The 13,831-nt window shown below is 69.1% G+C and carries 10 protein-coding genes and 1 pseudogene; 2 read left to right on the top strand and 9 right to left on the bottom strand.

Annotated elements, in window-relative coordinates:
* Positions 1-4: 4 nt before the first annotated feature.
* The 5 genes and pseudogenes from G3580_RS01555 to G3580_RS01535 form a co-directional block, all read right to left on the bottom strand.
* Positions 5-733 carry an amino acid ABC transporter ATP-binding protein gene (locus G3580_RS01555; RefSeq protein WP_173768519.1) on the bottom strand — a complete coding sequence of 243 codons (729 nt, stop codon included), beginning with the start codon at positions 731-733 and terminating at the stop codon, positions 5-7.
* Between the two features lie 73 nt (positions 734-806).
* A complete protein-coding gene (locus tag G3580_RS01550; protein ID WP_173763593.1) occupies positions 807-1,910 on the bottom strand; it encodes an amino acid ABC transporter permease in 1,104 nt (367 codons plus the stop codon).
* A 3-nt stretch (positions 1,911-1,913) separates the two neighbouring features.
* Positions 1,914-3,104, bottom strand: a complete 1,191-nt coding sequence (locus G3580_RS01545; protein WP_173763592.1) for an amino acid ABC transporter permease — start codon at positions 3,102-3,104, stop codon at positions 1,914-1,916.
* Between the two features lie 75 nt (positions 3,105-3,179).
* On the bottom strand, positions 3,180-4,205 hold the full coding sequence (locus tag G3580_RS01540; protein ID WP_173763591.1) for an amino acid ABC transporter substrate-binding protein: 1,026 nt from the start codon (positions 4,203-4,205) through the stop codon (positions 3,180-3,182).
* 243 nt (positions 4,206-4,448) lie between these two features.
* A pseudogene (locus G3580_RS01535) lies at positions 4,449-5,062 on the bottom strand (flavin prenyltransferase UbiX).
* A 185-nt stretch (positions 5,063-5,247) separates the two neighbouring features.
* Here G3580_RS01535 and G3580_RS01530 point away from each other — a divergent pair.
* Positions 5,248-6,696: a YdgA family protein gene (locus tag G3580_RS01530; RefSeq protein WP_173763590.1), complete on the top strand. Its 1,449-nt coding sequence runs from the start codon at positions 5,248-5,250 to the stop codon at positions 6,694-6,696.
* 12 nt (positions 6,697-6,708) lie between these two features.
* Here G3580_RS01530 and G3580_RS01525 read toward each other — a convergent pair whose 3' ends face one another.
* The 4 genes from G3580_RS01525 to G3580_RS01510 all read right to left on the bottom strand — a co-directional run bounded on the left by G3580_RS01525 (position 6,709) and on the right by G3580_RS01510 (position 13,202).
* On the bottom strand, positions 6,709-7,686 hold the full coding sequence (locus G3580_RS01525; RefSeq protein WP_173763589.1) for an NAD(P)H-dependent flavin oxidoreductase: 978 nt from the start codon (positions 7,684-7,686) through the stop codon (positions 6,709-6,711).
* A 100-nt stretch (positions 7,687-7,786) separates the two neighbouring features.
* Positions 7,787-9,238: a hypothetical protein gene (locus G3580_RS01520; RefSeq protein ID WP_173763588.1), complete on the bottom strand. Its 1,452-nt coding sequence runs from the start codon at positions 9,236-9,238 to the stop codon at positions 7,787-7,789.
* Positions 9,235-11,553 carry a CHASE2 domain-containing protein gene (locus G3580_RS01515; RefSeq protein ID WP_173763587.1) on the bottom strand — a complete coding sequence of 773 codons (2,319 nt, stop codon included), beginning with the start codon at positions 11,551-11,553 and terminating at the stop codon, positions 9,235-9,237. Before G3580_RS01515 ends, G3580_RS01520 begins: the two co-directional genes overlap by 4 nt.
* Before the next feature lie 20 nt (positions 11,554-11,573).
* Complete coding sequence (locus G3580_RS01510; protein WP_173763586.1) at positions 11,574-13,202, bottom strand: FecR domain-containing protein; 1,629 nt, start codon at positions 13,200-13,202, stop codon at positions 11,574-11,576.
* Positions 13,203-13,408: 206 nt separating this feature from the next.
* Between G3580_RS01510 and mscL the strand changes: the two genes are divergently transcribed.
* A complete protein-coding gene (mscL, locus tag G3580_RS01505; RefSeq protein WP_173763585.1) occupies positions 13,409-13,831 on the top strand; it encodes a large conductance mechanosensitive channel protein MscL in 423 nt (140 codons plus the stop codon).

The following is a 13,831-nucleotide window of genomic DNA, read 5'->3' as shown; positions in this document are numbered from 1 at the left end:
GGGATCAGTGGTTCAGGATCTGGCTGAGGAACAGCCGGGTGCGCTCGTTCTGCGGGTTGGTGAAGAATTCCTCGGGCGGATTGCTCTCGACGATCTGGCCGCGGTCCATGAAGATGACCTTGTCGGCCACCGTCTTGGCGAAACCCATCTCGTGGGTCACGCACATCATCGTCATGCCGGATTCGGCCAGCTCGATCATCACGTCGAGCACTTCCTTGATCATCTCCGGATCGAGCGCCGAGGTCGGTTCGTCGAAGAGCATGATGCGCGGATTCATGCACAGGCTGCGGGCGATGGCCACGCGCTGCTGCTGGCCGCCGGAGAGCTGGCCCGGATACTTCCTGGCCTGATCGGGGATCTTCACCCGTTCCAGGTAGTTCATGGCGGTGGCCTCGGCCTCCTTGCGCGGCGTCTTGCGCACCCACATGGGCGCCAGCACGCAGTTCTCCAGCACCGTGAGGTGCGGGAACAGGTTGAAGTGCTGGAACACCATGCCGACCTCCTTGCGGATGGTCTCGATGTTGCGCAGGTCGTTGGTCAGCTCGATGCCGTCGACCACGATCTGGCCCTGCTGGTGCTCCTCGAGCCGGTTGATGCAGCGGATCATCGTGGACTTGCCCGAGCCCGAGGGGCCGCACACCACGATGCGCTCGCCCTTGGTGACCTCGAGGTTGATGTCCTTGAGCACATGGAACTTGTCGTACCACTTGTTCACGCCGGCCAGACGGATCATGACCTCCTGGCCGGGAACGTGGGCGGGGTGTGCGGTGGCCGTCATGGCGGACTCCATTGTCAGAATGCGATGCTCAACGCTTGTGCCCGGTATGCAGGCGCCGCTCCAGCCACAGGCTGTAGCGCGACATGCCGAAGCAGAAGATCCAGAACATGAAGGCGGCGAACACGTAGCCTTCCTTGGACACGTCGGGCCAGGCCGGATCGCCCAGGGCCGACTTGACCATGCCGAGCAGCTCGAGCAGGCCGACGATGGTCACCAGGGTGGTGTCCTTGAACAACTCGATGAAGGTGTTGACGATGCCGGGGATGACGATCTTCAGTGCCTGGGGCAGGATGATCAGCCCGTACTTGCGCCAGTAGCCCAGGCCGAGCGCGTCCGCCGCCTCGTACTGCCCCTTGGGGATGGCCTGCAGCCCGCCGCGCACCACCTCGGCCATGTAGGCCGACTGGAACAGGGTGATCCCGATCAGCGCCCGCAGCAGCTTGTCGAAGCTCACCCCCTCGGGCAGGAACAGCGGCAGCATCACCGAGGACATGAACAGCACCGTGATCAGCGGCACCCCGCGCCACAGCTCGATGAACATCACGCACAGGGACTTGACCACCGGCATCCCGGTCGCACGGCGGCCGAGCGCGAGCAGGATGCCCAGCGGCAGCGCGCCGACACAGCCCACCGCCGCCAGCAGCAGGGTCAGGGTGAAGCCGCCCCACTTGGCCGTCTCCACATGCACCAGGCCGAAGACGCCGCCGCTCATGAGGAAGAAGGCGATGACCGGGAACACGAACAGGATGAAGCCGGCCAGGTACAGCTTGTACGCGAACGACTTCAGGAACAGGGGCGCGGTGAGCACCAGCAGGCCGACGAAGATGAGGTTGATGCGCCACACCTGGTCGAGCGGATAGAAGCCGTAGATGAAGATCTCGAAGCGCTTGGCCACGAAGGCCCAGCAGGCGCCGCCAGACACGCAGGCGTCCTTGTTGTCGCCGACCCAGTTGGCGCTGATGAACAGCCAGTCGATGAGCCCGGGCAGGGTGGCGGCGAGGAAATACAGCGCCAGCACGGTGAGCGCCGAATTGACCCAGCTGGAGAACAGGTGGGCACGCATCCAGGCGATCGCGCCCACGGAACTGGGCGGAGGCGGCTGGTCCGGCAGGGGCGTGAAGGTATTGGCCATCGGTCAGCGCTCCCGCAACGCCATCTTCGCGTTGTACCAGTTCATGAGCAGGGAAATCGCCAGGCTCAGGGTCAGATACACGGCCATGGTGATGGCGATGATCTCCACCGCCTGGCCGGTCTGGTTGAGCGTGGTGCCGGCGAACACCGCCACCAGGTCCGGGTAGCCGATGGCCACCGCCAGCGACGAGTTCTTGGTGAGGTTCAGGTACTGGCTGGTCAGCGGCGGGATGATCACCCGCATGGCCTGCGGGATCACCACCAGGCGCAGGGTGCGCGCATGGGACAGGCCCAGCGCGCTGGCCGCCTCGGTCTGGCCGTGGGAGACGGACTGGATGCCGCTGCGCACGGTCTCGGCGATGAAGGCGGCGGTGTAGATGGTCAGCGCCAGGGTCAGGGCGAACAGCTCCGGAATCACCGTCAGGCCGCCGCGGAAGTTGAAGCCCTTGAGGGCGGGCACATCCCAGTGCAGCGGCGCGCCGGTGGCGAAGAACACCAGCAGCGGGAGGCCGACGACAATGGCCAGCGCCGCATACACGGTGTGGAAGGTCTTGCCGGTGGTCTCGAAGCGCCGGCGCGCCCAGCGCACCAGGAGGACCACCGCGACGATGGCGACGACGAGCGCGACGCCGGTCATCCAGAAGCCCTCGCCAACCACCGGCGCGGGCACGTACATGCCGCGGTTGTTGAGGAACACCAGATCGCCGAAGGCCAGCGACTGGCGCGGCGCCGGCAGGTTGAAGGCCACCGCGAAATACCAGAACACGATCTGCAACAGCAGCGGGATGTTGCGGAACAGCTCGATGTAGACCATCGCCAGCTTGCTGATCAGCCAGTTGCGCGACAGGCGCATGACGCCGACCAGGAAACCGACCAGGGTGGCGAAGATGATGCCCAGCACCGACACCAGGATGGTGTTGAGCAGGCCGACCACGAAGGTACGGCCGTAGGTGGAGCTTTCGCTGTAGGGAATCAGCGACTGCAGGATCGCGAAGCCGGAGGGGCGATCGAGGAAGGCGAAGCCGGTGGAGATGCCGCGCTGCTCCATGTTCAGGAGCGTGTTGTGCACGATGTAGATGAAGAACGCGGCGACGGCGATCAGGGCGAGGACCTGGAACACCAGCGCGCGGAACCTGGGGTCGCGCGTCAGCTTCGGCTTGGCGGGCTGGCTACTGACAGTCGGGGTGTCGGCCATGGCGATGTGCTCGGAGTGGACGGGCGGACGGGAAAAGGGCCGGCAACCTCTCGGTGGCCAGCCCCGTCACTTCGATCAGCGCACCGGCGGTGCGTACTGGATGCCGCCCTTGTTCCACAGGGCATTGAGCCCCCGCGAGATCTTCAGCGGGCTGCCCTGACCGACGTTGCGCTCGAACATCTCGCCGTAGTTGCCCACCTGCTTGATGATGCTGTAGGCCCATTTATCATCGACGCCGATGAACTTGCCGAATCCGCCCTCGACACCGAGCAGCCGCTTGATGCCCGGGTCGTTGCTCTTGAGCATCTGGTCCACGTTCTTGGAACTCACGCCGAGCTCTTCGGCATTGAGCTGGGCGAACAGGGCCCAGCGCACCACGTTGAACCACTCGTCGTCACCCTGGCGCACCACCGGCCCCAGCGGCTCCTTGGAGATCACCTCGGGCAGCACGACGGCATCGTCCGGCTTGGGCAGCTTGACGCGCAGCGCATAGAGCTGCGACTGGTCGGAGGTCAGCACGTCGCAGCGGCCGGCCTCGAAGCCCTTGATGGTCTCTTCCGAGGTGTCGTAGGTGATGGCGGTGTATTCCATCTTGTTGGCGCGGAAGTAGTCGGCCAGGTTCAGTTCGGTGGTGGTGCCGGCCTGGATGCAGATGGCCGCGCCCGACAGTTCCAGCGCGCTCTTGACGCCCAGCTTCTTGCTAACCATGAAGCCCTGGCCGTCGTAGTAGTTCACCCCGGCGAAGTTCAGCCCCAGGCTGGTGTCACGGGTGAAGGTCCAGGTGGTGTTGCGCGAGAGCATGTCGATCTCACCCGACTGCAGCGCGGTGAAGCGCTCCTTGGCGTTGAGCGGGGTGAACTTCACCTTCTTCGCGTCGCCGAACATGGCCGCCGCCACGGCGCGGCAGGTATCCACGTCGATGCCGGTCCAGTTGCCCTTCTCGTCCGGCGCGGAAAAGCCCGGCAGGCCGGTGGTGACGCCACATTGCAGAAAGCCCTTCTTCTTGACCGCGTCGAAGGTCGCCCCGGCATGGGCCGAGCCCATCACCAGCATGCCCGCGACCGCCATCGCCGCCACCACGGAAAACCGTTGCTTCTTCATGAGCACTGCTCCTCGTTGTTGTTTGAGAGATGCGTATCCGAAAAACCGAGCGGCCACACCCGCATGGCCGGGCATGAAGCCAATATAAACAACGTGACAGGACGCTTACAACGCATGGCCGCCTGTGGATTACCCTGACAACGCACGCGCCGTCCATGCCACTGACAAGTCCCGAAGCAGAATCGGTGCCATTCCACCTTGCGGGCGCGGGCCGGCGCGACACCCCGGCCCAAGCCCCTGATTTCAGTCGCTTTCACCCCAGCGCGGCGCCAGCGCATGGGGACATCGAGCTGATCGAGGATGCGCGCGACCACGAAGTCCACCAGATCCTGCACCGATTCGGGGCGCGTGTAAAACCCCGGATTGGCGGGCAGGATGCACACGCCCAGGCGTGCCAGCTTGAGCATGTTCTCCAGATGAATGGCCGAAAACGGCGTCTCGCGCGGCACCAGCACCAGCTTGCGCCCCTCCTTGATGGCCACGTCGGCAGCCCGCTCGATGAGGTTCTGCGACAGCCCCGCGGCAATCGACGCCAGCGTGCCCATGGTGCACGGACACACCACCATCGCGTCCGGCGGGTTCGACCCGGAGGCCGGCGGCGCGAACCACTCCTCGCGGCCGAATACCCGCAACTGGCCCGCGGCGGCGCCGAAGCGCTCGCCCAGTTCCGCCTCCACCTCCACCGGGCGCGACGGCAGCGTCCAGTCCATCTCCTGCCGGGCGACGATCTGGGCCACCTGCGAATACAGCAGCCACACCCGCTGGCCGGCGCCGATCAGGTGCTCGACCAGGCGCACGCCGTAGGGCATGCCGGAGGCACCGGTCAGGGCGACCGCAATCGTTCGGGCTTCGTTCATGGTGACAAGAGACTCGGCAGGGCGACAGCCACTAGCCTACCTCATGGGACGGGGTCACGGCAGCCAGTCCGGCACATGCCGCCCGATCGGCAGCGGCGCGCCATGGACGCCCCATATGATGACGTTATACTGTGCGGCGTCTCGCCGCGCGCGCGCCGCGCGGCTCACCTGCACGAGAATTCCCCATGAAGAAATCCTGGATCGCCGTCATCGCCCTGCCCGTCATCGCCTACCCCGCCGCCAGCTGGTATCTGGGCAAGCAGGTGCAATCCACCCTGGACACCCAGTACGCCCAGCTCGAGAGCCTGCCCTACCTGAAAGTGGTCGAGCGTCAATACGAGCGCGGCGTGTTCTCCGCCCACGAGACCGTGACCCTCGAGGTGCTCGGCGACATGATGCGCGCCATGCACAAGACCGCCGCCGATGCGGGTGACGCGCCCACCAACCCGGCCCAACCGCTGCGCCTGAGCTTCCGCTCCGAGATCCGTCATGGCCCCTGGGCCGACGGCCTCGCCGCCGCCGTGATCGACAGCGAGCTGGTGCTGCCCGAGGCCGCCCGGGCCGAGGCCGCCAAGGTTTTCGGCGACCAGCCGCCCCTCCACGCCCACACCGTGATCCGGCTCGATGGCGGCGGCGTCAGCGACGTGAGCAGCCCCGCCTTCGCCGCGCCGCTGCCGGTCGCCGAAGACGGCCACACCGGGCAGATCGCCTGGGAAGGCTTCACCGCGAGCGTCGACTTCGACGCCGGCATGACGCGCTACACCATGCAGGGCGGCGCGCCGAAACTCGAGGTGGAGGACGGCAAGGGCGTGCACCTGGTCATGACCGGGTTGCACATGCGCGGCGAGCAGCGCCGCCTCCTCGAGGACGAACCGCTGCTCTATGCCGGCACGCAGCGCTTCACGCTCGAGCGCATGGCCGTGAGCGGTCCGGAGCTGGAAGGCGAACCGGTGGAGCTCAAGCAGCTCGAGTACACGGTGGACATGCCCGCCCAGGGCGACTACCTGGATCTGCAGGCGAAGATGAGCGCCCAGGTATTCCAGGTGGGCGCGCGCAACTTCGGCCCCGCCCACTACGACTTCTCGATGAACCACCTGCATGTGCGCACGGTGGCCAAGCTCTACCGGGCGCTCATGGACATGTATGGCGACCCGGCGCTGCTGACCGGCCAGGGCAACCCGCAGGTGGCGATGGCGGCGCTGGCGGAGCCGGCCATGGCGCTGCTCGCCCACGATCCGGAACTGCGCCTCGACCGCCTGAGCTTCAACACCCCGCAGGGCGAAGCCCACATCCAGGCCCGGGCGCAGCTGCCCGGCATCGCCCCCGAGGAAGTGGGCAATCCCATGATCCTGCTCGGCAAGCTCGACGCCAGCGGCGCGCTGACCCTGCCCGAGGCGATGATGCGCGAGATGATGGTCGAACGCACCCGCAAGCAGATCGCGGCCATGGATCCGCAGGCCGAACTGTCCGACGATCAGGTGGCGATGATCGACGCACGCCTCGAAGCCCAGTTGCAGCAGGCGGCCAGCGAGGGCTACGTCACCCGCGACAAGGGCCTGATCAAATCGGAATTCGCGTTCCGGAACGGCCAGCTGACGGTCAACGGCAAGCCGTTCAAGCCGCGCGGTCGCTGAGGTCCGTGAGCGCTACGGTCGGTGCCGCGTCGCGGCACTGGCCGGCAGCGCGCAGGCCGCGTCGTATTCCTCGCCGAGCCGCGCCACCAGCGCGGCCACCGGCGGCGCGTCATGGATGGTGGCCACGCCATGGCCGGCGCTCCAGAAATCGCGCCAGGCCTTGGCCTCGTCGGTGATCGGCTTGAGCTTGCCCTTGCCCACGTTGAGGCTCAGCGCCTCGCGTTCATATCCGCCCTTCTCCAGGCTCGGCCACAGGAAGTTGGCGTTGGTGCCGGAAATCGCGTCGGTATAGACGATGTCCTGCACCCCGCTGTCGATGAGCATCTGCTTGTAGGCCGGATCGGCCATGGCCTCCTGGGTGGCGATGAAGCGCGTGCCCATGTAGGCGAAGTCCGCCCCCAGCACCTCGGCCGCGCGCACCCCGGCACCGTCCGAAATGGCGCCGCCGAGCACCAGCGTGCCGTCCCAGAATTCGCGGATCTCGCGCACCAGGCTGAACGGGCTCTGGGTGCCGGCGTGGCCCCCGGCGCCGGCACCGACGGCGATGATCCCGTCCACGCCGGCCGCGGCCGCCTTGCGCGCATGGTAGGCATGCACCACATCGGAGAACACCAGCCCGCCGTAACCCTTGACCGCCTCCACCACCGGGCCGGGATGCCCCAGGCTGGTGATGACGAAGGGCACCCGGTGCTTGACCAGCAGGTCGAGATCGGGCGCCACGCGCGGATTGCTCGGATGGAGAATGAGGTTGACGCCATAGGGCGCGCACAGCGCCTCGGGGCCACGCTCGCGCTGGGCGTCGAGGGCGCCGTTGATGCGCGCGAGCCATCCGTCGAGCAGCTCCGGCGTACGCGCATTGAGGGCGGGAAAGGTGCCGGCCACGCCGGCGCAGCAGGCGTTGATGACCAGGTCGGGGCCGGACACCAGGAACATGGGGGCGGCGATGGCCGGCAGGCGCATGCCCCCCTGGAAGGCGGCGGGAATACTCATGACAGGTCTCCTCGGTTGTGCGGCTCGGCCGATGTTCGCCCGACTCTAGCACGGGCATCGGCAAAATTAAAACGATCGTTCGAAATCAGATCCGCGCCGGTCAGCGGGGCGCCGTGTCCCCATCCAGGGTCAGGTGGGCCGAGCGCACCGTCACGCCATGCCAGACCAGCTCGTCCACGGTGAGATCCAGGGTGAGCGGCAGATCGCGCCACGCCGCCAGCGACGGCGGCGCGCGATCCGCCGGATCGGGACGCAGCCAGCGATCCAGATCGAACCGGTTCACGGTGCCGTGCAGATGCAGCGGCCGCGCCCGTGCGCCGTCCACCGACCACTGGGCGACGAGCCGGCTGGGGGTCAGTGTCAGGGCAAGCGCACCGCTGGCCTGCAGCGGATCGCGGGTCGCGGCGCCGGACACATGACCGTGCACGGTGATCCGGGCGGACGGGCGCGCCGGGTCGGGCACGCGCAGGCTCAGCCCCGTCTGGGCCACATGCGCCTCCCCCTGCGGAAGATCCAGCGTCAGCGCCCCGCCCGTGGTGATCGCTTCGAGGGGCCGGGTGGCGTCCTCATGACGCACGGTGAGCGCCAGCGGCTGCAGGCTCAGCTGGCCGTCGGCCAACACCACGGTCGCTTCGGCAAGTTCGATCCGGGCCGGCCACGCGCCGGCGATCTGGGCACGCAGCGGCGCGAGCCGGGCCGAGAAGCGGCCATCGGCCAGCGCCAGTTGCGGCAGCCGACCGTGCAGCGCGATCGAGGCATCGGGCACGGCGTCCACCCGCCCCCGCGCGTCGATGTCGAGGCCATCGATCTGCACGGCTCCGTCGCGGCGCCATCCCGATTCGGCGGCGAGGGTGAGCGTATCGAGCCCACCGCCCGGCCAGGAGAGCGTGCCGCGCACGACGGCCTCGCGCACGGCGATTGCACCGTCCTTCCACTGCGCCCGCGTCTGCATCCGGCCGACCCAGCGCACCCGCTCGGCCGCCACCGCCCCCTCCATGCGCACCTGCCAGCCGGCGTCGGTCGGATCGATCGTCAGATGCGCGATGTGCGCCTCCACCGGGGGCCCCGACACCGGCACCAGGCGCAGCGCGACATCGTCCGCCCGCACCGATCCGAGCGTGACCGGCGGCGCGCCGTCACCCGCCGGGCCGACCGGCAAGGGCAGCGGCCAGCGACCGTCCGCGCCCTGATGCAGCTCGATGCGCGCGCCGGACACCACCACTTCGATCGGGCGCACGGCGCCGTCGACACGCCACGGGGTGCGGGCGCTCAGGTGCGTGATATCGATGGTGCCGGGCGGCGAGCCAACGGCACGCCAACGGAGCTGACGTGCGTTCACGCCCGGCAGGGCGCTCATCAGTTCGGGGTCGAGGTGCATCTCGAGCCGGCCCTGAAGCTGCGCCCCGATGCGGCCGACGAGCCAGGCGTCGAGCCAGCCCGGCATGGACATGAGCGTGACCAGCAGCACCCCCGGCAGCAACAGCGCAACGGCCGCCACAGGCCAGCGCCAGCGCCAGCGTGACCTCGCGACCTTCGCGTCGGGGGCGTTCACGCGACGGCGTCCGCCGCGGCCGCCGGCAGAATCAGGCTGAAGGTGGCGCCGCCCCCCGGCGAGGTGTCCACCGTCACCCGCCCGCCATGGCGCTCGGCCACGGTCTTGACGATCATGAGGCCCAGACCGACGCCCGACTCGCGCCGGCTCGCGGCGGTCTTGAGGCGACCGAAACGGCGGAACAGCTGCGGCAGCTGATCGGGGCCGATGCCCTCGCCCTGGTCATGGACGGACACCCGCCAGGTGTCGCCCGCGCGCGTCAGCGCGACCTCGACCTCGCCGCCGTCGGGCCCGTACTTGATGGCGTTGCCGAGCAGGTTGGCGAGCGCCCGGCGCACCAGCTCGCGGTCGCCGCGCACCAGGGCGGCATCCGCCACCGCCTCCTCGGGCACGAAGCGCAAGCTGACATCGCGCGCGCGCGCCTGCACCCAGACCTCGTCGAGGGCGTCCTGGACCACGCTGGCCAGGTGCAGTTCGGCGAAGTTCGCCTGATCGATGGCGTCGGCCCGCACCAGGCGGAACAGGTCGTCCGCCAGCTTCAGCGCGGCATTGCCATATCGACCCAGTTGGCGCAGGAACTGCATCTGCGCGGCATCCGGCTCACCGGCGGTGCGTTCGGCCTCGATGAGGGTGAGGAGGGAGGCGATCGGCGAGCGCAGATCATGGGAGAGGTAATGCATGGTTTCTTCCCGGCGCTTGTGGGCGTCGCGCACCTGGGTGATGTCCGACAGCCCGAAGACACGGCCGATCGGCACGCCCTCGTCATCCGCCAGCCCGGCGGCCTGGATCAGCAGGCGCCGCTCCTGCGGGCCGTCCACCTCCACCGTGGTGATGCCGGCCGCGGGGTCGGGCACGGGCAGCCCGTCGGCCAGGCGCGTGCCGGGCGGCCACGCCAGTGCGCCCAGCGCCTTGGGCACCGCGCTCACCGCCGGCACGTCGAGCAGGTGCAACGCCCCGCGGTTGCACAGCATCACCTCGCCCTCGGCGCCGGTCACGATGGCGCCCACCGGCAGGCCGTCGAGGGTGTCCGCCATGAAGCGGCGCATGTCGCGCTGACGCTGCACCGCCAAGGCGACGCGGCGGATGCGCTGTTGCAGTGGATCGAGGTCGTGGGCCTCGACGGGGCGCCGGCGCACCACCGGGAACAGGCGCTCGGCATCGCGATGGAGAATCTCGAGCTGAGCGTCCAGGTGCCGTTGCGCGGCCTCGAGCCGGCGCCAGCTCCACAGCGGATAGCACAGCATGCAGCCGAGCATGGTGCCGGCCGGGGGGAACCACAGGTGCACCAGATTCAGGCCCAGCCCCATCAGCGCGAGAGTGCCTCCGGCGCCCGCGAACGCCCACACCAGGGCCACCCGCGGCGCGGTGCGCAGCATGATCACCATGAGGCCGATCACGATCAGGGCGGCCGCCGCACTGGCGGCAGCGGCGCCCAGCGGACGGATGCCCTCGCCGCGCCACAGCGCCGAATACACGTTGGCATTGACCTCCACCCCCGGCATCGGCCGGTTGAAGCCGGAGGTCGGGGTCGGCACGCTGTCGGCCAGGCCGAGCGCGGTCGCGCCGACGAACACGATCTTGTCGCGCAGCACCGCGTCGGCCACGTCGCCACGCAGCACGTCGGCGTAGGAGACGTGGGCGTAGGTGCCCGGGGGGCCGGAGAAGGGAATGCGCAGCCAGTCGGCGCGGTGCCACTCGCCGGGGCTCGCACGCTCGTCGGGCGCGGCATAGCGGGCCGCGCGCGCCGGATCGGCCTGTTGCAGGGCGGCCAGCGCCAGTTGCGGATGACGGGCGCGCCCGAACCCCTCCCACAGGTAAACGCTGCGGGCGATGCCGTCCGGGTCTAGTTCCACATGAATGTGTCCGGTGGCCGCGGCGCCGGCCTGGAACAGGGGCGCCGGCGGCGCCTCGCCGATGATGCGATTGCCCCGCGAGGCCTGCACCACGGGCAGGATCACGCGCCCGCTGCGGGCGATCGCGTCGGCGAGCACCCGGTCGGCCCCGGGGTCGTCCGGGTTGGGCTCATGGAGGATGACATCGAAGGCGATCACGCGCGCGCCGGCGGCGCTGAGGCGCTCGATGAGGGCCGCATGCACCGACCGGCGCCAGGGCCAGCGGCCGATCTCCGCCAGGCTCGGATCGTCGATGGCCACCAGCACCACCGCCGGGTCCGGCGCCGGCCGCGCCAGCGACATGGCCGCGTCGTAGGCCACCATGTCCATGCGCCAGACCCAGCCGAAGGCGGTCGCCGCGGCGGCCGTCGCCGCACACAGCACGGTCACCACCAGCCACTCGATGACGCTGCGATCCGCCATGTCCCGGTCCGCCCGCCGCCTCAGAGGAAGATCATCATCAGCGGCACGCCGATGAGCCAGACCGGGAAGCTGGCCGGCACGATCACCTTCTGGGGGGCGGAATAGGCGCTCACGAAGCCGTCCGGATCGATGGCCCGGATGCGCAGGTAGTAGGCACCCGGGGCCGGCTTGTCCATGCGCACCTCGGGCTGCGCCACGGTGCCGCTGGCCAGCACGGTGGCGAAGTCGGTGTCATCGGCGAGCTGGTATTCGAAGCGCTGGCCCGGCTCCCCGCCCCAGGCGAAGAACATCGAGGTGTCGTCGAAGGCCGGCGGCGGCACCGGGGCCATGGGCGGACGCACCGTGACACGCACCGGATCGCCCCACGGCCCGCGGTCGCCGTCGGCCCGGGTACTGGCGAGGCGCCAGTAGTAGGTGCCTTCCTCGAGCGCCACGCGCAAGTCGGGCTCGGCCAGATCGGCGCGGCTCACCAGGGGCTCGGACAGGTCGGCCTGGCGCGACAGCTCGAAGCGATAGCGCGCCGCGCCCTCGGCGCGCGCCCAGGCGAAGGCCACCTCGCCCGCCCGCACCTTGCCGTCGGGGCGCGGGGCATTGACGAAGGGCGGCTCGGGGCGGGCCTTGAGGCGGAAGGCCATCTGCGCGTCGCGCCCCTCCAGGCCACGCGAGTCGACGCCCCGCACGCGCAGGAAGTAGTCGCCGTCCGCCAGCCCGTCGATCTTGAGCACCGGCACCGCGCTGCGGGCCTCGGCGACGATGCGCGAGAAGCCGGCGTCGGTCGCCACCTGGCCACGATAGGCGATCGCGCCGGCCAGCGGCGCCAGTTCCAGGCTCACCAGCGGCCGCTCGTGCAGGGTCGGCAGATCGGTCAGATCGGGCGCCGGCAGCAGGGCCACGGGTTTGGGCAAGGGCTTGCCCGCCCGCGCCACCAGGCCGAAGCCTTCGCGCAAGGCGACCGGCCGGCCCCCGCCCTGGGGGCCGGCGACCTGCACCGTGCCCTCGCGCATCTCGGCACGGGTGACCGCGGCGTCGGCGGCGACACGGAAACTGGTGCCACGCACGCCGATGATCGCGGTCGGGGTGTGGATGCGATACCGCGCCGCAGGGCCCTTCTGTGGCGCCACCTCGGTCTCGACCCGGCCCTCGTCCACCTCGAAGCTGGCACGCTGGGCGTCGTCGATGCCGACGAAGCCGTGCAGCCCCTCGACGCGCACCCGGCTTTGCGGTTGCAGGGTCAGGTGCGAGCCGTCCGGCAGCGCGATGGAGAGAAAACCGTCCGCCCCGGTCTCCAGCCGCGCCCCCTCCGGCACCTTGTCACCGGTGGCCAGCGACGCGCCGTCGGCCCGGGCCTGACCGCTCACGAACACCACCTCGCCTTCGCGCGGCACGGTGCGCAGCAGGCGCACCGGAATGCTCAGCACGGTGCCGATCGGAATGCGGCGCGGGTTCGCCACCCGGTTGATGCGCTGCACCTGCGGCCAGGCCGACGGGTCCGCGAACATCGCCTCGCCGAGGCCGATGAGGGTGTCATCCTTGCGCACCACGTAGCGGACCATGTCGTCCCCGGCCCGAACCGTCACGGCGCCGAGCAGCAGCACCAGCATCAAAGCGCGGCGCACCCAGCGGCACCCGGCGTGGCCAGCCATGTGCATGGCGTCCTCCATGTGTTTGTAATAAGACGTTGCGCGCCTATGTTGCCATGGCCGCGCGTCGCGGGAAATGACCGATGATTGAGCCGGCCGCGTACAAATGCTTCACCCAAAGCGACGACGATCACCTAGACTGCAGGCAGTCGGCGCCATGTCGTTCGAATCCGGCCGGCACACAAGCACAACAATCGATATCAGGAGGTCAGCCCATGAGCTTCATGTCCGAGTTCAAGGAATTCGCCGTCAAGGGCAACGTGGTCGACATGGCGGTCGGTGTCATCATCGGCGGCGCGTTCGGCAAGATCGTCAGCTCGCTCGTCAACGACGTGGTGATGCCGGTTGTCGGCCGGCTGGTCGGCGGCGTGGATTTCTCGGAGCTGTACATCAACCTCGGCGCGGGTCAGTTCGACAGCCTGGCCGCGGCGGAGAAGGCCGGCGCGCCACTGGTGAAATACGGCGTGTTCATCAACACCTCGATCAACTTCCTGATCATCGCCTTCGTGATCTTCCTGGCCATCAAGGCGATCAACAAGATGAAGCGCGAGACGCCCCCCGAGCCGGAGGCGCCGAAGGCAGATCCGGAAGACATCACCCTGCTGCGCGAGATCCGCGACTCGCTCAAGCAGCGCTGA

Source organism: Nitrogeniibacter mangrovi, from assembly GCF_010983895.1.
Taxonomy (GTDB): domain Bacteria; phylum Pseudomonadota; class Gammaproteobacteria; order Burkholderiales; family Rhodocyclaceae; genus Nitrogeniibacter; species Nitrogeniibacter mangrovi.
Note: the sequence above shows the minus strand (reverse complement) of the source record. Positions and strands in the feature narration are given on the sequence as shown.

Bases quoted from the DNA above. Each gene is read 5' to 3' on its own strand.
- G3580_RS01555 (WP_173768519.1), bottom strand. From the start codon at position 733: ATGATCCGTCTGGCCGGCGTGAACAAGTGGTACGACAAGTTCCATGTG.
- G3580_RS01550 (WP_173763593.1), bottom strand. From the start codon at position 1,910: ATGGCCAATACCTTCACGCCCCTGCCGGACCAGCCGCCTCCGCCCAGT.
- G3580_RS01545 (WP_173763592.1), bottom strand. From the start codon at position 3,104: ATGGCCGACACCCCGACTGTCAGTAGCCAGCCCGCCAAGCCGAAGCTG.
- G3580_RS01540 (WP_173763591.1), bottom strand. From the start codon at position 4,205: ATGAAGAAGCAACGGTTTTCCGTGGTGGCGGCGATGGCGGTCGCGGGC.
- G3580_RS01530 (WP_173763590.1), top strand. From the start codon at position 5,248: ATGAAGAAATCCTGGATCGCCGTCATCGCCCTGCCCGTCATCGCCTAC.
- G3580_RS01525 (WP_173763589.1), bottom strand. From the start codon at position 7,686: ATGAGTATTCCCGCCGCCTTCCAGGGGGGCATGCGCCTGCCGGCCATC.
- G3580_RS01515 (WP_173763587.1), bottom strand. From the start codon at position 11,553: ATGGCGGATCGCAGCGTCATCGAGTGGCTGGTGGTGACCGTGCTGTGT.
- G3580_RS01510 (WP_173763586.1), bottom strand. From the start codon at position 13,202: ATGCACATGGCTGGCCACGCCGGGTGCCGCTGGGTGCGCCGCGCTTTG.
- mscL (WP_173763585.1), top strand. From the start codon at position 13,409: ATGAGCTTCATGTCCGAGTTCAAGGAATTCGCCGTCAAGGGCAACGTG.